Origin of the sequence: Ruoffia halotolerans (assembly GCF_014049385.1) — a bacterium.
Classification (GTDB): domain Bacteria; phylum Bacillota; class Bacilli; order Lactobacillales; family Aerococcaceae; genus Ruoffia; species Ruoffia halotolerans.
The window spans coordinates 44,545-64,538 of sequence record NZ_JACAOA010000012.1; the positions used below are offsets into that span (position 1 = coordinate 44,545).

Annotated in this window: 19 protein-coding genes and 1 pseudogene; 16 read left to right on the top strand and 4 right to left on the bottom strand. The window is 36.7% G+C overall.

From position 1 onward, the window contains the following. Window positions 1–48: 48 nt before the first annotated feature. Together HW423_RS11400 and HW423_RS05940 are read right to left on the bottom strand one after the other, a co-directional pair. Window positions 49–765: a helix-turn-helix transcriptional regulator gene (locus HW423_RS11400; RefSeq protein WP_218931017.1), complete on the bottom strand. Its 717-nt coding sequence runs from the start codon at window positions 763–765 to the stop codon at window positions 49–51. A 110-nt stretch (window positions 766–875) separates the two neighbouring features. Then, a pseudogene (locus HW423_RS05940) lies at window positions 876–1,605 on the bottom strand (glucosamine-6-phosphate deaminase). 211 nt (window positions 1,606–1,816) lie between these two features. Here HW423_RS05940 and HW423_RS05945 point away from each other — a divergent pair. From HW423_RS05945 to HW423_RS05970, 6 genes are all read left to right on the top strand, one after another. Beyond that, window positions 1,817–2,506, top strand: a complete 690-nt coding sequence (locus HW423_RS05945) for a hypothetical protein (protein ID WP_218931018.1) — start codon at window positions 1,817–1,819, stop codon at window positions 2,504–2,506. Between the two features lie 104 nt (window positions 2,507–2,610). Further along, the gene (locus HW423_RS05950) at window positions 2,611–3,318 is read left to right on the top strand and encodes an HAD family hydrolase (RefSeq protein ID WP_218931019.1); all 708 of its coding nucleotides are present in this window, start codon (window positions 2,611–2,613) and stop codon (window positions 3,316–3,318) included. Window positions 3,319–3,344: 26 nt separating this feature from the next. Beyond that, window positions 3,345–4,445, top strand: a complete 1,101-nt coding sequence (locus tag HW423_RS05955) for a PX domain-containing protein (protein ID WP_218931020.1) — start codon at window positions 3,345–3,347, stop codon at window positions 4,443–4,445. Window positions 4,446–4,454: 9 nt separating this feature from the next. Next, a complete protein-coding gene (locus HW423_RS05960; protein ID WP_218931021.1) occupies window positions 4,455–5,204 on the top strand; it encodes a CPBP family intramembrane glutamic endopeptidase in 750 nt (249 codons plus the stop codon). Between the two features lie 51 nt (window positions 5,205–5,255). After that, the gene (locus HW423_RS05965) at window positions 5,256–5,618 is read left to right on the top strand and encodes an ArsR/SmtB family transcription factor (RefSeq protein WP_218931022.1); all 363 of its coding nucleotides are present in this window, start codon (window positions 5,256–5,258) and stop codon (window positions 5,616–5,618) included. A 308-nt stretch (window positions 5,619–5,926) separates the two neighbouring features. Beyond that, the gene (locus tag HW423_RS05970) at window positions 5,927–6,544 is read left to right on the top strand and encodes a hydrolase (RefSeq protein WP_235956337.1); all 618 of its coding nucleotides are present in this window, start codon (window positions 5,927–5,929) and stop codon (window positions 6,542–6,544) included. 77 nt (window positions 6,545–6,621) lie between these two features. Here HW423_RS05970 and HW423_RS05975 read toward each other — a convergent pair whose 3' ends face one another. Continuing rightward, the gene (locus tag HW423_RS05975; protein WP_218931023.1) at window positions 6,622–7,065 is read right to left on the bottom strand and encodes a YaiI/YqxD family protein; all 444 of its coding nucleotides are present in this window, start codon (window positions 7,063–7,065) and stop codon (window positions 6,622–6,624) included. Window positions 7,066–7,226: 161 nt separating this feature from the next. On the opposite strand from HW423_RS05975, the gene cls reads away from it, so the two are divergent. From cls to HW423_RS05995, 4 genes are all read left to right on the top strand, one after another. After that, window positions 7,227–8,795, top strand: a complete 1,569-nt coding sequence (cls, locus tag HW423_RS05980; protein WP_235956331.1) for a cardiolipin synthase — start codon at window positions 7,227–7,229, stop codon at window positions 8,793–8,795. A gap of 28 nt (window positions 8,796–8,823) precedes the next feature. Further along, window positions 8,824–9,768 carry a KPN_02809 family neutral zinc metallopeptidase gene (gene ypfJ, locus HW423_RS05985; protein WP_218931024.1) on the top strand — a complete coding sequence of 315 codons (945 nt, stop codon included), beginning with the start codon at window positions 8,824–8,826 and terminating at the stop codon, window positions 9,766–9,768. A gap of 34 nt (window positions 9,769–9,802) precedes the next feature. Then, the gene (locus HW423_RS05990; RefSeq protein WP_218931025.1) at window positions 9,803–11,149 is read left to right on the top strand and encodes a polysaccharide deacetylase family protein; all 1,347 of its coding nucleotides are present in this window, start codon (window positions 9,803–9,805) and stop codon (window positions 11,147–11,149) included. A 118-nt stretch (window positions 11,150–11,267) separates the two neighbouring features. Continuing rightward, on the top strand, window positions 11,268–12,569 hold the full coding sequence (locus HW423_RS05995; protein ID WP_218931026.1) for an RNA polymerase factor sigma-54: 1,302 nt from the start codon (window positions 11,268–11,270) through the stop codon (window positions 12,567–12,569). Between the two features lie 54 nt (window positions 12,570–12,623). Here the strand turns inward: HW423_RS05995 and HW423_RS06000 are convergent, their stop codons facing one another. Continuing rightward, entirely contained in the window at window positions 12,624–13,292 is a 669-nt protein-coding gene (locus tag HW423_RS06000) for a hypothetical protein (protein WP_218931027.1), read from the bottom strand. A 228-nt stretch (window positions 13,293–13,520) separates the two neighbouring features. Between HW423_RS06000 and HW423_RS06005 the strand changes: the two genes are divergently transcribed. The 6 genes from HW423_RS06005 (at window position 13,521) to HW423_RS06030 (ending at window position 19,946) form a co-directional block, all read left to right on the top strand. Then, entirely contained in the window at window positions 13,521–14,552 is a 1,032-nt protein-coding gene (locus tag HW423_RS06005) for a branched-chain amino acid aminotransferase (RefSeq protein WP_218931036.1), read from the top strand. Between the two features lie 185 nt (window positions 14,553–14,737). Next, a complete protein-coding gene (locus tag HW423_RS06010) occupies window positions 14,738–15,406 on the top strand; it encodes a SanA/YdcF family protein (RefSeq protein WP_218931028.1) in 669 nt (222 codons plus the stop codon). Window positions 15,407–15,595: 189 nt separating this feature from the next. Next, window positions 15,596–16,594, top strand: a complete 999-nt coding sequence (locus HW423_RS06015; protein ID WP_268951470.1) for a D-2-hydroxyacid dehydrogenase — start codon at window positions 15,596–15,598, stop codon at window positions 16,592–16,594. A 394-nt stretch (window positions 16,595–16,988) separates the two neighbouring features. Next, window positions 16,989–18,008, top strand: coding sequence for an ABC transporter substrate-binding protein (locus tag HW423_RS06020; protein ID WP_218931029.1), 1,020 nt, complete (start codon window positions 16,989–16,991; stop codon window positions 18,006–18,008). 19 nt (window positions 18,009–18,027) lie between these two features. Beyond that, complete coding sequence (locus tag HW423_RS06025) at window positions 18,028–18,984, top strand: ABC transporter substrate-binding protein (protein ID WP_218931030.1); 957 nt, start codon at window positions 18,028–18,030, stop codon at window positions 18,982–18,984. Between the two features lie 11 nt (window positions 18,985–18,995). Then, window positions 18,996–19,946, top strand: coding sequence for an ABC transporter substrate-binding protein (locus HW423_RS06030; protein WP_218931031.1), 951 nt, complete (start codon window positions 18,996–18,998; stop codon window positions 19,944–19,946). Window positions 19,947–19,994: the final 48 nt, after the last annotated feature.

Genomic DNA, 19,994 nt, shown 5'->3' on the forward strand with positions numbered 1-19,994 from the left:
ATGCTAACTTCAACAAATAAAATAAAATAAATATATTTTGTAAAAGCATTATTTTGTTTTTAAATTTCGTGGGGAATACCCAAAAAATTCCTTGAATTTTGTAGAAAAATAGTTTGATGATTTATAACCACATTCTTTTGCGATGTCTTGTATTGATTTGTGCGTATTTTCTAACAAAAAGTGTGAATGATTCATCCGACAGCGAATGATATATTGATGGGGTGTCAAGCCCAATTCATCATGAAAAACAGTAATAAAATAATCAGAACTTAGTTTTGTTTGTGCTGCGACATCTTTGACAGAGATTTTTTTGTGGAAATTATGTTCGATAAAATACTGGGCTTGGCGAACATTTTCGCTGATATGAAAGTGTTCAGGGCCCTCATACATTTGAGTCGTGTTAATATCATCAAAAATCATAACTAAATTGAAAATATGCTCCATTATAGCATTAAAATGTCTCGAAGGGGAATTAATTTCATTTAACAATAGTGTTACAGCATGATTTAGACTATTATTATCTGTATTGATGACCTTAAATTGGTCAAGATTTCTCTCACTCTTCTCCCGCTGGTTCACAGTGTATTCAATTATGTGTAGATCTAATGGGAAATGTTCGTTAGATGATAGGTTAAAGGGGATGAGTCTAGGGATAAGTATGCAAAAAGGACCTTCAAAACTGAAGGTCTCGTATTTTGTTATTAATTCTCCTACTCCTTGCGTTACATATAAAAGAGCGTAAGTTGCAAAGCCTGGGTAATTCACTGAATTACCTGCTGCAACGGTATCTGATTGAATGCGAAAAGGGTAATAGAGAGAATCCGAACGATTTATTCGGTTATGTGCGTTTTTATTATTCATCTTAAAAGAACAAATTAGCCAATAACTTCGTAGTCACTTGGATCTAACTGGCTTGCTGCAGCTTTATCTAACAAGATGACAGTATTTGAGTGGTTTTTTTAAGACACTTGCTGGAACATCAGGAGTAACTTCACCATGGACAGTCTCTTTAACTGCTTTTGCTTTATTTTCTCCGAAAGCCATCAATATAATTTGTTTAGATTCTAAGATAGAACCAATACCCATTGAGAAAGCTTTTTTAGGAACATCTGCTTCTGATTCGAAGTTACGTTTGTTCGCTTGGATTGTTTCATCAGTTAATTCAACTAAACGCGTTTTTGAATCGAAAGGACTACCTGGTTCGTTGAAACCAATGTGTCCGTTTGAACCGATACCTAAAATTTGTAAATCAACTGGGTTCTCGCTTAAAATTGTGTCGTAATCTTCAATTTCTTTCTCAACATCTGTTGCTGTTCCATTAGGAATATACGTTTGTGCAAATGGTTTTGCATCAAATAAATGTTTTTTCATGAAGTAAGCATAGCTTTGATCGTTATCAGCCGGTAAACCGTAATATTCATCTAAGTTTACTGCTTTAGCGTCAGTAAAGTCTAAATCAGAGTCACGGATAATTGAGTATAATTCCTCTGGTGTCGACCCTGTAGCTAGACCAAATGTGTTTGCACCAGATTCTAAAGCTTTTGCGACTAAATCGTAAGCGTATTGTGATGCTTCTAGGGATGTTTCAAATACAAAAATATTCATGTATATCCTCCTTGTTAATTGTATAATTTATTTTACTTTATAACTTCTATATTATGCAAGTTTTTAGTTGTATTTTACAGTAATGTGACAGAATAGTTTCTATTTGTATTAAATTTATTATGATATGGCTACAAATGTATGTTAATCGCCTTCTTTGGTAAATATTATGATATATTTATTTTAAGGAAAAATTAAACTAAAGGAGGCTCTTATGAATTGTAATAAGCATAAGCAAAATTTCTTCTTGGGCTTAGTTGTTTTGTGGCTTTTAGTATTTATAAGCAGCCAGACAACACAGGTTCAAGTAGCTGCCATTGATAACTCTTCAAACCAAGGCAGTTATTTAGAAGATGGTCGTGATGATTATGAACAACCCATTGCAGGTGGTGAAGAAGGGGAGTTACCACCTCCACCAGATCCACCTGAGAATATTGAATCTGAACCAGAAGAATCGAGCAGTGATGAATCAGAAACACCGCCAGAGTCATCTTATCCAGGTTCAAGCCAAGAAAGCGGAGAAGAAGTGGAATCCTCTTCACAATCAAGTGAAGGAGATAATAGCTCAAGCAGTCGACCAGAATCCTCAACGATAGAAACATCTGGAGATATGGATTCTTCTGAAAGTGTGGATGAGACACATGGAGGCGACGAACCAACTCAAGGAAACGAAACAAACACGTCACCATTTAGGATAGTTATGACTTCAAACAGTAATAGCTCAAATACATCATTTCGTCAATTTGCTAATATAATGATGGAATTTGGAAGAAGACAAAGATATTCCCTACCCATGATTTCTAAAGCTTTAATTAGTGCGGACTTTGTTCCGGTGTATTGGTCAAGTTCATTCATGCCGTTGTCTTATATCTATGAGGTAATTTTTTTCGGATTACAAATTTAAATAATATCTAGAAGGAATGTAAACATACGCTGTTTGCATTCTTTTTTTGCATACAAATATGATACAATTAATGGGAATTTAACAATTTTTAGGGGGACTTTCAATTGATTAAAGCAATTATTTTAGATAAAGATGGAACATTAATAGAATTAGGAAAGACTTGGGACCAACCAAGTGTCGATGTGACTAACTTATTATTAGATAAAACCGATTTGAATGATGAAGACAAAGAAGCATTCAGAAAGCATATGGGTGTAGAAGGTGATACGGTTGTGGCTAATTCAATCTATGCTGCGGGTAGTATCATTGACCAAGCTAGAGAATTTAGTAAGATTTTGGATATGCCGCTCTCTAAAATTGAAGAAATCTTAGAAGATACTTATTTAAACTATGTCAAAGGTCACGGTGAGCATGTATTGGTAATGGACGGAGCAATGAATGCACTGGAAGCCCTCAAAGATGATTATATATTAGCTGTTGTTACCAATGATAATCGCCGGATTGCTGAGGAAACGTTAAAGTTAGCAAACATTGATCAATACTTTGAATTTGTTGGCGGTGCCGATGATTTTGGACCAAAGCCAAACCCAAATGCTCTCCACGAAATTGCCAGACGATATAACATTCGTTTAGATGAGATGATTTATGTTGGAGACTCAACGGTTGATATGGAGTATGGAAAGCATACACACGCATCAATTGGATTAGCTACTGAAGAAAGTCACCGTGAGCATCTTAAAGAAGCGGATTATATTATTAGCCACTTTGATGAATTGCTAGATACGTTAGATATTATTAATGCAGCTCAGTAAAAGGTATTTAGAAAGGAATAAAGTAAATGAACAATAAAAAAAGACTTAGCTTTATCGTGTTGGCGCTTTCGTTCAATTTGTCTTCATCTGTCATAACAACTTTTGCAGAAAATATTTCTCCCATCGAATCGGTTGAGTGGGGACAAGAGTCTACATGGGAAGACCCAGTTGAAGAAGAAAATCAAGAACGTTTTGATGAATCGGTAGAGGAGACTTCAGAAGAAACATCAGAAGAGGCAACAGAAGAAGCACCAACGGAATCAGCTTTAGATACTTCGTCACCGCTTGCCTTTTTAGAAGGCGTGAGTCAGTTAGATCAACGTTCAGTTGAATATGCAAGTTTTGTTATTGTCGGTGAGGAAATGGATTTAATCTCTCAAAACTCATTAAAAGACGGGGATAAATATTATACCGCTCAATTAAGACCACCTTATTTGCCGAGTGCAATCTTCTCAAGAAGTGATCGGGAATCCATTCAGGAAGCACATATTTCAGTGGATGATTTAATACAATATGCAGCCGATGCTTTGAATACGCAGCCTCAAATTTATGTTGGGACGGTTGTGGAAGATTTTTATGTCTTCACTCAAGAAAACTATAACGAACTACAAGGGAAAGTTGTGCAATTGGATTCAACTGAAGGTGGTTTAAACAGTGCCAATTTAGAAATGTTTCGAATGGAAGATTACTTAACAGAAGTTGCGATTGAGTGGTTAGGTCATGAAGAAGTCCTCAATGCGTTTGAAGCAAACGAGATGGGCGAGCAAGTCATGATTGCGGGTGACATTGGAGCGCTTTACAATGAAATTGCTCAAGCTAAACAAGAAGAATATCCCGAATTATCAGAGTTTTTCGAACGAGCAACAACTGCGATTGAAGGGACGATGAACGTCGACTACGAGAACGGTGTGTTCGGTATGGGACTTGTTGCGATGAATGATGAGGAGCAAAAGACGGGTATCGAATTATACTTACTTGAAAGTGCGGGGACGATCATTGATTTTACAGATGAGATCGTTTATTCGTATGAAGAGTTCGCTGAATTTGTAGGCTTTGATGTTATTCAAGAAATCAATCAACTAGAAGCAACACTCACACCAGATATGTTCGAAACAACAGAAGAATAGAGGTAAGTTATGCAAGGTGTATGGAAAGAATTAAAGAGACCATGGTCCGATCAAGTAAAAGGGAGTTGGTGGAAAGCCCCGCTTTTGATTGCCGCCTACTTTTATGTACGGGTTCTAGCTGAGACATGGGTCATTCGACGAGGTGCGCTCAATGCTGAAGTTGAATTAACTGTTGAAAACTTGACAGAAGGGAATTTACTTAATTTAATGACGCATGCACCGATGGAGTATTTTCTACAGACGCTTGGTCTAACGGTTTTAATCATTGTGACAGGCAAGTTGTTAGGTTTTAAATTTTTTGATTTTAAATCCTTCAGTTGGCAAAATGTTACCATAGCATTGAAAATATATGTATTCATTTATTTACTTCAAGTGCTACTTAATATGATTATAATGTTTGCGGCACCGGATTATGTCCAACCAGGGAACCAAACGGCGGTCGAGTCCTTAGTTCAAAATATGAGCCCAATTTTAATGTTTATTAATATCGTTATTTTAACGCCGATTACTGAGGAGTATATCTTAAGAGGACTAATCATGAAGTATACATTCTCTTTAATGCCAATCATTGGGGCATTTGTGGCTGCAGTCATCTTTACGATGTTACATGGTCCAGCTAACTGGATTGATTTCATGGTGTACTTTGTATTATCTGCAGGGTTTACCTTTGTTTATTTATATACGAGACGCCTTGAATATCCAATTCTTTTACATATCATTCAAAACTTCATTGGATTTATGGCAATACAAATGCTATAATTCTATGGTGATAACCAAATGATAATATTTGTAAAAATGAGAGGTGACAATATGTCTCAATATGAATGCCTAAATGACGAAGCCATTGATTTGGAAATGGCTAACGTTAAAAATATAATTGACACTAATATAGTAGAAGGTAAAGCTGATATATTTAAAGTATTAGGTGATTTAAATCGAATTAAAATCGTAGAACTCCTAGCGCACTATAAGCAATTATGTGTGTATGAAATCTCACGATTTATCGATGCGTCAGTCGCAACGACGTCTCATCACTTAATTACATTACGTAACAGTGGTGTGATAACGTCAGAAAAACACGGTAAACGTGTTGTTTATGCCTTAGAAAATGAAGAAGTGATTTCTTTACTAGATGTAGCGAAAGATATTTCGATGATGACTGAAAAAGTTTAATAGGAAAATTCTAAAAGACCGCAAAGAAAGTGCTCTTGGTAACCGCAGGTGAGAAAACTTTAATTTGTGGTCTTTTTTGTATAGAATGGTAGAAGTATTATTAAGGAGTGTGAATTATGACAAACGAAGAAAAATTTAACAGTGATCGATTTGAACAGCCAGGACCTAGTTATCAAGCTGTTACAACGGAAATAACAGAAGACAATGAACAACGTATTATTTTAACAGATGTTGTTTCTGAACAACCTGAAAAGAAAGAAAAGTATATTCCTGAATTTCAAGCAGAGTTAAAAACAAGAATTGTTGAAATGCCCGATGCGATCTATAAAGCATCTGGAGTGAAAATATTAGGAAAACGGATTAAATCACTTTTATTTACAACGGATGTAGCGATTATCAAAAACAGTAATGCTCAATCCGTGATTGCGGTCTATCCATTTACACCACAATTAACTATTATGCAATCGATTGTTGACGTAGCTTCAGTGCCTGTTTTCCTAGGCGTAGGTGGCGGAACAACAACTGGTCAAAGAAGTGTAGACCTTGCCTTTCAAGCTGAGCAAATGGGAGCCTATGGTGTTATTGTCAATGCGCCGATGAAGAAAGAAGTGATTACAGAAATCAATAAACGCATTGATATTCCTGTGATTGCGACGATTGCGAGTGACAAAGATGATTATATTACGAAGCTAAACGCTGGAGCAGACATGCTAAACGTATCGGCTGGAGCCAATACAGCAGCCTTAGTTAAACAAATCCGTGGTGAAGTGGGACCGATGGTGCCAATCATTGCGACCGGAGGGCCAACTGAGGAATCAATTGAAGAAACAATCGAAGCGGGTGCGAATGCTATTACCTTTACACCACCGACAAGTGCTGAAATATTTGCAGAAGTCATGGTTAATTATCGTTCGCAGTCTAACTAAATTACAAATCAGAATTATTACACTGAGCAAGGGGTTGAGAATCGCTCAACCTTTTGGCTCTTTTTTAATAGGCATTCTTATGAGTTTTCTAAGATGTGTAACAGAAATTGTGAAAACTTTTTGCGATCAGCATCTGTAAAAGCTTTAGGTCCTTTAGTACGGATACCACTTTGTCTTTCCATCGCACTAAAGTGTCGGCGATGTAAAAGCAGATCGATATTTTCTTGGGTATATTCATAACCTTTGTGGTGAATGACGCGACATTTCTTAGGCAGTAATAATGAGGCAAGTCCGTAATCTTGAGTCACGATGATATCTCTCGGCTGAGCAAGTTGAACGATTTTAAAGTCAGCGCGGTCTGTACCGGTCTCAACATAGATGATTTTGACAAAGTCTGGATATGTATCAAATGTATAATGAGATATACTAGAGACAATGACAACTTCGAGATGAAATTTTTCGGCTAGTTGGATAACTTCGTTTTTAACAGGACTAGCATCTGCATCGATGAGTATTTTCATAATGGAACTCCTTTCTTAAGTTTATAGTTGAATTTCATATGAGTATTATGATAAATCAGGGACAAAAAGTCAAAAAAACAAAATAAGACTCTAGATTAATAGTCTTATGAGAAAATATTTACTATAATAAATAGTAGTTTAAAATAAGTATTATGGAGGGGATGCAAAGAATGAAACCAGAGAAAAAGTCAACGCTAGAACGCGTGGGTGTTCTTGCAGTGGCATTTATTGTTCAGATTGTGTGGTTTGTCATCATTATGAACAATATTGTTTCTTATTCAGCTTATATTCAGTTTGCTTTCACTTTTGCATCAATTATCATGGTCTTGTATCTAGTGAATAAAGATGAGAGTCCAGCATATCGAATGAGTTGGATTATTGTTATTACATTATTCCCGTTACTTGGTGGTATTTTGTATTTAATGATAGGTAACAAACGACCAACAATTTGGATGCGTCGAAGCGTGGATTTATTGCAAAAGCTGCATTCAAAAGAAATGACATCGGTTCCATCAGCGCAAGAATATTTAGAAAAGAAAGATAAGAGACTTTCTGCTTTAAGTCAATATATAAGCAATTATGCGCATATGCCGGTGTATACAAATACTGATGCAAAGTATTTTCCGAATGGAGAATCGGTGATGTCATCATTAATATATGACTTGAAACAAGCAAAGAGTACAATTTTTATTGAGTTTTTCATCGTAGAAACAGGCGTAATGTTTGATTCGATTTTTGAAGTATTAAAGGAAAAGGCCAAAGAAGGTGTCGATGTTCGGTTCTTATATGATGATTTTGGATCTATTACACGTCTACCTAAAGATTTTGATGAGCAACTTGAAGAGTTAGGTATTAAAGCCTTAAAGTTTAATCCGGTAAAGCCATTAATTTCAATGGTCTATAATACTCGTGACCACCGAAAATTTGTCATTATTGATAGTGAGATTGGTTATACAGGTGGTTTAAATATTGCGGATGAATATATTAATGTGAAGGAACGTTTTGGTTATTGGAAAGATAATATGGTTCGAATTCAAGGGCCAGCAACATGGAATTTAACGAATTTATTCTTAAATATGTGGAATTCTTTCTATTATACGGACGAATCCTATGAACCATTTCGAATTGATCATATTATGAATGAAACACGCGAAATACAAGAAGATGAAACAGCGATGAATGAGATGGGCTTTGTTCAGCCTTTTGGAGATACACCTTTGGATGTTGAACCTGTAGGGGAGAATGTTTATCGCGAGATTTTAAATAATGCTCAAGACTATGTATATATTTATACACCGTATCTCGTCATTTCATATGAATTGCAAACAGCAATGCAATTAGCGGCTAAGCGCGGAGTAGATGTTCGCTTAATGACACCCGGCATTCCGGACAAAAAGATGGTATTTAGGCTGACACGTTCATTTTACAGGCCGTTAATGAAAGCAGGGATTAAAATTTATGAATTTACCCCTGGTTTTTTACATGCAAAAACGTTTGTTTCAGATGATAAGGTAGCAACCGTCGGTACGATTAATTTGGATTACCGGTCACTTTATTTGCATTTTGAAACAAGCACGATGTTTTATTATCATCCAGTGATTGAAGATATTAGTAAAGATTTTCTAGAATCTCAAGAGAGGTCTAGACGTATCAAGTTGAAAGATATTGAAGCGGGTCTCGTTGATAGTGTTTGGGACGCAGTTCTTCGACTTATAGCACCATTTGTTTAAAAAAAACCAAAAAAATGGAGGAACAATTATGAAATGGGAAGATTTACGTCGTAGTAAAAATGTTCAAGATCGTCGCGGTCAATCAGGTGGTTTAGGTCGTAACCGAGGTGGCTCACGCTCATCGATGGGCGGGGGATTATTAAATCTGTTGTTTCTTATACCCGGTAAAGGTAAGTGGATTGTCCTCGCCGTCATTCTTTTCTCCGTCTTAGGTGGAGGCTCATTAGGTGGCTTTGGTGATTTACTTGGCGGTAACAATATGAACCAACCGACAAATGAAATTCAAGTGAATAATGAAGCGCAACAAAGTGAGACAGGCGTTACTGATGATGAGTTTAACTTTGTCTCTTCTGTATTAGCTAGTACAGAAGATTTTTGGAATGAGTCATTTTCCACTGAGAATATGACTTATGACGAGCCAGGCATGGTAATATATGAAGGTGGGACTGCAACGTCTGGTTGTGGTTTTGGAAGTTCTCAAGCAGGTCCGTTCTATTGCCCTGCCGATGCGAATGTCTATATTGATTTATCTTTCTGGCGTGATTTATCGCAACAATATGGGGCGCCAGGAGATTTTGCGATGGCCTATGTTGTTGCTCATGAGGTCGGTCATCATATCCAAAATGAAATAGGTGTGATGGATGAATATAACGAACTGAGACGAAGATTGTCAAAGACAGAAGCGAATGAACTAAATGTGCGATTAGAATTACAAGCGGATTACTTTGCCGGAGTTTGGACTAAATATGCTCAAGAAGAAGGCTTGTTAGAAGCCGGAGATATTAATGAAGCCTTACAAGCAGCCTTTGCGGTTGGAGACGATACGATTCAAGAACGGGCAACCGGTCGGGTTGTACCAGATAGTTTCACTCATGGATCAGCAGAGCAACGTCAAGCTTGGTTTATGCGTGGATTTGAATATGGAGATTTTGAACACGGAGATACATTTAATACGTATTTGGAGAATGAATAAAAAGTAAAAAATGAAGGTAGGTCTACTTGTTGTAATGAAATTTATATCAGAGTTTATCAAATCAGATGTTGGAAAAATATTGTTATCAGTACTGGGGATGTTTTTAGTATTGGGTGTTCTCTATAGTGCTTTCTATCCGTCAGAAGAAGAAAGATTACAAGCAGCCCAAGAAGATATTAGTATCTTGTTTGAGGATCAAAATAATCAAGTGTTAAGATACGATGTCACCCAAGAAGAGATTCAGCAAGCAGAAACATCTGTCAAAAAGCTACCTTCAGACTCGAGAAAAGAATTAAATACTACAGTTGATGAAGCTCAAACGCAGTTTGAAGTCCTAGAAGTTTTATCACCGGTATTCGCAGGGAATCCTTTGATGGATGAAGTGCCTTTGGTTAGAGAAGGAGTTACACCAGATTTAATAGCTCAAACCCAAAGTGCTTTACCAGATGAAGATAGTGAATATGTTGCTAAGGCCAATGAGTTATTAAATCAAGCACCTGGGAAACTTAAGGAAATGGATGCATTAAGAAGTGACATAGAGAATTTTACAAGTATTGAAACAGTGACACGTAGCAACTTATATGAAGTTATTCAGTTAGCTAATGAGTTAACCGATCAAGCAGGCCACTTTACAGATCAGCCGTATATGGTGCAAGCATATGATGCCTACCATTTAGCAATGGATAATTTAGTCGCAACGATTATTAACGGATATAGTTACGGAAACTATGAACAACCAACTTTAGATGCGATATTCGCAAACCCAGTATTGAGTGAACGATTAAAGGGAACACCACTCAATCCGTCACCTCAAATTGCTTTAACCTTTGATGATGGACCGAATATGGAATATACCCCGCAAATCTTAGAGATACTTGCAGAAAACGGTGTGAAAGCAACATTCTTCGTCTACGGGGCTTATGTTGATGATCATCCTGAGATGGCAGGACGCATTGTTGAAGAAGGACACATCATTGCGAACCATAGTTATTCACATCCAGATTTCAGTCAGATTTCGGATGAAGAAGTGATTCAAGAAATTGAATGGACGCAAGAATCGATTGTGGATGCAACGGGAGTTGCACCAAGCTTATACCGAATGCCATTTGGTGCGGGCGGTCCCCGGGTTGTTAGTCTACTTTCTGATATGACGTCAATTATTTGGAATGTGGATTCCTTAGATTGGCACCTTCAAGACGCAGAGTTAATTTATCAGAATGTGATGGCGAATTTATCTAATGATATGCTCGTTCTGATGCATGATACAGCGCAATATACAGTTGATGCAGTGGCGCGCTTTGTCCCTGAATTGATTGAACAAGGGTATGAATTCGTGACACCGACGGAATTAGATTTCCAACATCGTTTCTTTGCGGAATAATTTACATATAATCTAAATGCAGCCGTTGTGAAAATGCAACGGCTGCGTTGATATAATAGACGAAAGCCCTTTAATAATCTATAATATTAAAGAGAAGATAAGTGAGAGGAGTGACAAGATGAAAGAACGAGACGTTCAAAAAGAACCATTAGATCAAGTAACCATTCAAGAGGATGAGTCAGTAAAAGTCTTTGAAGGGTTAAAAAATTCAGCTATTATGAGTAATCCGCAATTATTAAATATACTTGATTTAAATGCTGAGCAATTAACTTATTATTTAGAAGATGCGATCTTAGATAATCCTTTTATCGATTTAGAGTATAGTATTGAACAACAAATTCCTGCTTTTAAGCGTTTTGAAGGTACGAAACAAGCCGAAGAATTAAAAGAAAGTACCCAAAGTTTAGATACGTATTTGTTTGAGCAAATATTATTATATCGCCATACTGATATCCGTGATGCGATGGTTAAATCGATAGAATACTTAGATGAAAGAGGCTATTTACCATATACAGTAGAAGAATTAGCTAAGAAAATTGATATGCCAGTGATCATTACATTAGATGCGATGACATTAATTAAGCAATTGGAACCTGCTGGTATCGGGGCTTATGATTTAAAAGAGTCGATGATGATACAAACGGAACAGGACTTACATGCACCAAATGTAGCATACTATTTATTAGAAGTGTTTTTCGATGAGTTACGTGATAAAGATTACGCAGAAATTCAAGATCAGACGCAAATTTCTTATGAAGAGATTATGGAAAGTGTAAATTACTTCCATACATTGCGCACCAACCCAGCTGCTTTATTTAATCAAGTTGACAAGATTAACTTGATTCCGGATGTAACTGTTACGCCAGTCGGCGACGGCTTACAAATACGCTATAATCGTCAATACTATCCAAAAATTTCTTTTAACCAGACTTATTTTGATGAGATGGCAGCGAAAAAAGATGAAGAGTTAAATAATTATATTGAGCCGCATGAAGAAGGCTACCAACGCCTAGCAGATAACTTGCGTATCCGCGAACAACTAATTTTAGAAGTGGTCATGTGTATGGTTAAAGCCCACCAACGTTATTTCTTAGGGAAAGATGAATATAAGGCAACGTTATCGATGAAGGATATTGCGAAAGAAACCCGCTTACCTGAGCCGATTGTGTACCATATTGCGTCAAATAAGAATATCGAATTTAACAAGCAAGTTTCAGCTTTTACAGACTTTATTAATACATCTCGTTCACTAACACGTGATGGACTGTCTGCAAATTATATTAAAGATACGATTAGCCAAATTATTGATGATTCTGATCGAGAGCTCACGGATGAAGAAATCGTAAGCATCTTACTCGAAGATAAAATTATTGTAGGCCAACAAATTGTTAAAAATTATCGTAAAAGTTTAGGTAAATAAACAAAAGCCCGTCACATTTTACAGTGTGACGGGCTTTTTCTATGTCATAAATTCTTATTCAGAATCTGAAGCAGTCTCTCCTTCAGATTCTGCGAGCGAGAAGATACTCGTTGTACTATTATTTAAATGATACGGAGTTAATGTATCAGCCTCTTCATCATAATGAGCTAAAAGTACTAAACGGTTTTCTAATTGACTGAGAGCTTCATTTAAGACTAAAATATCGTGTTCCTCAATTAAATCCTCAGCTTCTTCATAAGGCATACCAATGACGATACGCGCGATATAATTTGTTTTGCTACCTAATTCAAGTGAAATTTGGTCCACAGTAATATCAAGGGGCTTGTAAACTTCATTTTCACTGAATGTTTTTTGAAGTGTTTCAATCGCTTCAGGGTCAATCTTGTCATAATTCATTTCTTTTTCGTCTTCTGGCATTGCTTCTGTGTAGAATTCATTGATGGCTACACGTAAGTCGCTAATGGGAATTGAATCAGGTAACGTTGTCGCGGGGTAGCGGTCCTCTCCGATAATTGTCTCATCAAAGACATTATCAAAGGTATCATTCGCTGGCGTTGATTCCGTTGACTCTTGAGCAACTTCCTCATTTTGACTTTCTGTTTGAGTTGCTTGATTTGGAGTTGTGACACTTTCAGGTTCACTCGTAAAGTAACTACATCCACTTAAAGTGAAAAGTAGAGTGAGTAGTAAAAGTTTCTTCATATAGATTTCCTTTCGTCATGAATATTCTTGTAAAATTGTATAAGCATTGTAACATGGATCTATAACAGAAAGATAACAAGTATATTGCAATACACGTTAAAAAAAGAGTAAATAAGAAAATATGAGAAACTTCAAATGTTTCTCTCATAGAATTGTAGCTTTTTTAATCAATAAGTTGTAGTATATGACTATGATTTTATTATTGGAAGGATGAGAGTTTTGACTAAGATTACACCAGAAACGATTAATTGGGGCGAGTTAGGCTTCGGATATATTGATACGGGGAAAAAATTCCGTGCTTATTATAAAGATGGCGAGTGGTCTGAAGGACGTATTGAAACAGAGAAGAATGTCTTCATCTCTGAAGCATCAACAGCACTTCATTACGGGCAGCAAGCCTTTGAAGGAATGAAAGCTTACCGCACTAAAACAGGAGAAATTCAATTTTTCCGACCAGAATTAAATGCACAACGTTTAATTGATTCAGCCGAAAAATTACTAATGCCAGCATATCCAGAAGAAGATTTTATTAAAGCGATTCATGAAGTCGTACGTGCCAATGTAGAGTGGGTCCCTCCTTATGAAAGTGGAGCAACGTTATATATTCGTCCATTATTAATTGGAATCGGTGATACAGTTGGAGTACAACCGGCAAATGAATTTTTATTTACTGTTTTTGTGACGCCTGTGGGGCCGTATTTTAAAGGTGGAATGGCACCTACTAAATTCTTAGTGAGTGATTTTGACCGAGCTGCTCCAAGAGGAACAGGTGCTCAAAAAGTTGGGGGAAACTATGCAAGTAGTTACCTACCTGGAAAGCTTGCTAAAGACCAAGGGTATAGTGACGCGATTTATTTAGATCCGGTAACGCATACGAAAATTGAAGAAGTAGGTTCAGCAAACTTCTTCGGTATTACAAAAGATAAGAAATTTGTCACACCAAAATCTCCATCAATTTTACCAAGTATTACTAAACGTTCGTTAATTTGGTTAGCAGAGAATCGTTTAGGTTTAGAAGTTGTTGAAGGTGATGTTTATGTAGATGAATTGGATCAATTCAGTGAAACGGGTGCCATGGGTACAGCCGCTGTCATTGCGCCAATTAGTTCGATTACTTATGGCGATAAAGAATTTACTTATACAGATGGTGTTGAGGTTGGTGAAGTGACTCAACGATTATATGCTGAATTAGTAGGGATTCAAAAAGGTGATGTTGAAGCACCTAAAGGCTGGATTCAAACCGTCGATGTAACTAAATAAGTTTGAATTTGCTGCACTATCATTTGATAGTGTAGATTTTTTTAAAAGTATAATTATTTCTTAAATATAATGGTTTTATATTGAACCCCTTAAAATTGATTGGTAATATACTAAACAGTCTAATTTCAAGGGAGGGAATATCGATCGTTACTATTGTTAATTTTATTTGGTTTATTATAAAAAGCGTGGGCAAGTTTCTATTAACCGTCGTTTCATTAGCTGTCTTAGCTGTGATTGGAATTAACTTGTTTGTTATTCTCTCAACAAGTTCGAATGTCGTAGATGCGAACGAAATAAATCAAATGATGAATGATGATGTGCCAATCCTTGTACTAGGAGCGGGTGTTGTTAATAATGAATATCCGAGTCAAATATTAGCGAATCGTTTAGATAAAGCCTACGAAATTCATTTGGAGAATCCAGAGAATCCGTTGATTATGAGTGGAGATCATGCAGACCAATATTACAACGAAGTCGGCGTTATGAAACAATATCTAGTCGACAAAGGGGTGCCAAGTGAGCAAATTTATTTAGATCATGCAGGTTATTCCACACATGCAAGTTTATACCGATTAAAAGAAGTGATTGGTGTGGACCAAGTTGTAGTTGTCACGCAAGGCTATCACCTTCCGCGAGCTTTACTACTTGCTAAAGGCTTAGGCTGTGAGGCGCTTGGGATAGTTGCTGATGAAGTAAATTCTACTCGCTTCGAACGTGAAATTAGAGAGGTATTTGCTAGACTGAAGGATTTTGGTATTGTTTATCTAGGTTATGATGATCAACCGGAAACGAATCTTGGCTTTAGTCTCGAAAACTCAGGTGATTTTACTGATATCAAAGAAGAATTAAAATAAAATGAGATTTAGGTTAAAAACACATTGACTTGCTTCACCTAATAGCGTAATATGAATTTAACAATTTATCTTATACCATCTTGGTTAACAACAACAAGAATAGAAGGTGCATAAATTGATTCAACGACATCACTAAAAGTCCGTTTAGATAATTCTGAACGGATTTTTTTTATTAAAGGAGAGATTCATTTGACAAAAATTATCGCATTTGGTGTGACATCAGAAGAAGCAGAGGTAATGGAGCAGTGGTCAAAGGCGCATTCGATTCATGTCGAATTGACACCAGAGTATTTAACCCCAGAAACAGTACACTTAGCGAAAGGTTTTGACGGGATTACTAATATGCAAGTTTCTGACATTGTAGAACCTGTTTACTCAATTCTCAAAGAATTGGGAATACCAGTTATTGCCCAAAGAAGCGCTGGTTATGAGATGTATGATATAAAAGCAGCGAGTGATAATGATGTCATCATTACAAATGTGCCAAGTTACTCTCCAGAATCAATCGCAGAGTTTGCTGTTTATGCTGCCATGCGACTCATTCGAAATAGTGATAAAATAGATCAAAGAGTAGCATCACAAAACTTCACTTGGGAGCCAACTATTCGAAGTCATTCGATTCAAAGCCTAAAAGTGGCTGTGATTGGTGTCGGTCGAATTGGATCAAGAGTAGCCAAAATCTACAAACATGGCTTTGGGGCTGAAGTGGTCGGGTATGATATTGTCGAACGTGAAGAGTTCAAAATGCATGTAGCTTATCAACCTGACTTGCAAACAGCAATCAAAGATGCTGATATTGTGACCATCCACATGCCATTGACTGAAGATAATTACCACCAGTTTAACCATGATTTATTCAATCAGATGAAGCCTGGCGCGACTTTAATCAACGCAGCTCGCGGTAAGATAGTGAATACCCAAGACTTAATTGAAGCCATCGATCGTGGACAAATTAAAAATGCTGCCTTAGATGTTTATGAAGATGAAGGTCCGTTTATTCCTAAAAATTGGGAAGGAAAGACAATTAAAGATGAAGTTTTCCTTCAAATTCTGAATAATCCAAACATATATTACACACCACACATTGCTTACTATACAGATATTGCTGTCCAAAATTTAGTTGAAGGCGGATTAAACTCAGCTTTAGAAGTAATTAAAACGGGAACAGATCAACATCGTGTGAATTAAATGATAAAAAGATTAAAATAAAATTGAAATATGTGTTGACTTGTAATAATGAGTCAGTTATATTAGATACAACAAAAACATACCGAAAGGAACATTCTCGATGACTAAACTTCTTTGCATACAATTATCATCATATTTTTACAGCTACTTTAGATAGTGTTTGTATCTGACAACTATAGATACAAACCGTAAACGTTAACGTTTGTATCTATGAGGAGCTGTCAATTATGATGCCCGCATAGATAACTAATCGAAAGATTAAAATCTAAAGCGGGTGTATCAAAGAGGTTCACCTATATAGAGGATAAGAGAAGTTCTTTACCCCTGTTAGATTTTAATCAAATCTGACAGGGTTTTTTTGTTATAAAAAATAGAAAAAATGGAGGAATAAATTATGTATGGATATTTAAAAACAGCCTTAGTTTCATTATTAGCATTAGGTACAATCACAGCGCCAATGACTGCAGAAGCACAAGATCAAGAAGCAATTAACGTAGGTGTCCTTCAATTTGTAGAGCATGAATCATTAGACCAAAACTATCAAGGTTTCATTGATGGCTTAAAAGAAGCCGGTTATGTTGAAGGTGAAAATCTAACTTTAAATTATTTAAATGCATCAGGAGACACAGCAAACTTACAATCAATGAGTGAGAATGTGACAAACAGTAGTGAATATATCTTCGCTATTGCAACACCTGCCGCTCAAGCTATTGCGAACGTTGAACAAACGAAGCCTGTATTGTTCTCATCAGTCAGTGATCCAGCTGGTGCTGGCTTAGTCCAAAACTTAGAAGAACCAGAAGCAAATATTACTGGTACAACAGACGCTGGTCCAATTGAAGACCAAGTCGCCTTACTACAAGCAGTGGTTCCTGACGCAGAGCGTGTTGGAATCATCTATAACTCAGGTGAAGCAAACTCAGTGAGTGAAGCGGAAAAAGCAACAGCCACTTTAGAAGAAGCAGGCATTGAAGTTGTGGAAGCAACTGTGACTTCAACGAATGATATCTCTCAAATCATGAGTGGCTTAGTTAATGATGATGTTGATGCAGTCTTCACTGTAACTGATAACACCATCGCAAGTGCGATGTCACTGGTTGGAGATTTGGCATTAGAAGCTGGACTACCAATTATTGGTGGGTCAAAAGATATGACGTTAGCAAATGGATTAACGACATACGGTTTAGATTATTATGAACTAGGTAAACAAACAGCGGGAATGCTAGTGGAAATCATTGAATCTGGTGAGATTATCCCAGTTGAGACCGCAGCTACTTTAGAATTAGTCGTTAATGAAGAGAATGCAGAAACATTAGGTCTTGACCTATCTAATATTAGTTTAGGTTCAGAAGAAACATCAGATGAAGAAAATATAGAAGAATCTGAAGAAGAGAGCTCTGAAGATACCGAATAAAAGATAAGGAGAATCCAAAATGAAAAGTCGACTTAAATTTATTAATATTATTACTACTGTCGTATTTGCTTTACTTCCAATGTTAGCAGGTAGTCAAACAGTCCAAGCACAAGAAGAAACAATTAATATAGGTGTTGTTCAATATGTAGAGCACGAAGCGTTAGATGTAGTACTGAAAGGTTTTCAAGAGACGTTAGACAGTTCAGCTTATGGCGACCGTATTGAATGGGATATTAATAATGCCAGTGGTGACCAAGCGAGTCTTCAATCATTAAGTGAGAAAGTTGCGCATGACAACGATATTTTATTTGCAATTGCAACGCCCGCTGCTCAAACTTTAGCATCGGTTGAACAAGAGAAGCCAATCTTTATTGCAGCAGTAACAGATCCAGTTGAAGCTGGTTTAGCAGACTCTATTGAAGCTCCAGGCGGAAACATTACTGGAACAAGTGATATGGCGCCGATTGAAGAACAAGTCGACTTATTAATACGAAATTTTCCAGATGTTGAAACAGTTGGATTAATTTATAACTCAAGTGAGGTCAACTCACAAGTTCAAGCAGGCGTAGCCGTTGAATTACTTGAAGAACATGGTTTAGCGACTGATGTTCAAACAGTGATTAGTACAAACGATATATCACAAGTGATGAATGCACTTGTTGGTAATGTCGATGCGATGTTCATGGTAACGGATAATACCATTGATAGTGCCATTACTTTAGTTGGAGATATTGCTAAAGAATCAGGAATCCCAACAATTGGGTCTTCTGATTCAGTTGTAAGAACAAATGGACTAGCAACCTTATCAAATTCTTATGAAGACTACGGAGTTCAAACAGCAGAAATGGTTATTCGCATGTTGGATGAAGATTTAAGCCCTGGAGAAATGGAAATTGAATTAGGGAAAGATTTTCAAATAATAGTGAATGAAGATTTTGCTGAAGCCATCGGTGTTGATCCGTCAACGATTGAATAGGAGCATATAAAATGAAAATAATAATTCAAATAGTTTCAATCATTGCCTTAGCGCTCTTGTCTATTTTTCCAGCAACTCAAACGGTTAAAGCCCAAGATGAACCTATTAAAATCGGTATCTTACAGCATGTCAGTCATGAAGCTTTAGATGACACACGTGACGGCTTTATAGAGCGCATTGATGAGCTATTAGATGGGAATGTCGAGTGGGACTTACAAAATGCGAACGGCGATATGACAACATTGCAATCATTATCAGAAAAAGTTGCGCGTGATAATGATATTATCTTTGCGATTGCCACACCAGCTGCACAAGCATTAGCATCTGTTGAAGAGGAGAAACCAATATTTTTTGCAGCAGTGGCAGCACCATTGGAAGCGAAGTTAGTTGATTCAATGGAAGCGCCCGGACGTAATTTAACTGGAACGACAAACTTAGGTCCAATTGCCGATCACGTAGATTTATTACTACAAGTTGTACCTGATGCACAAAACATCGGAACAATTTACAATTCAAGTGAAGTTAACGCACAACATCAAGTTGATATTGCGACAGAAGTTATTGAAGAAAAAGGACTAAATCATATTGTCCAATCAGTAACGAACACGAATGATATTGCGCAAGTCATGACTGCTTTAGTTAATGAATCCGATGCAATTTTATTAGTGACTGATAATACGATTGATAGTTCAATCTCACTTGTTGGTGATATCGGGAAAGAAGCTGGTTTGGCGTTAATTGGGTCATCTGACTCAACGATTAATGCTAATGCTTTAGCAACAATTTCAAACTCTTACTTCGACTACGGTGTACAAACAGCGGACATGGTTAAACGTATGTTAGATGAAGATTTATCTCTAGCTGATATGCCCGTTGAAGTTGGTAAGAACTTTGAGCTAGTTGTAAATGAAGAATTCGCAGAAGCTATTGATATTGATGCAAGTTCAATTCAAATGGATTAGTGTTTATTCATTAAAATATGGTAAGATTATATGGATTTTTAAAATTAA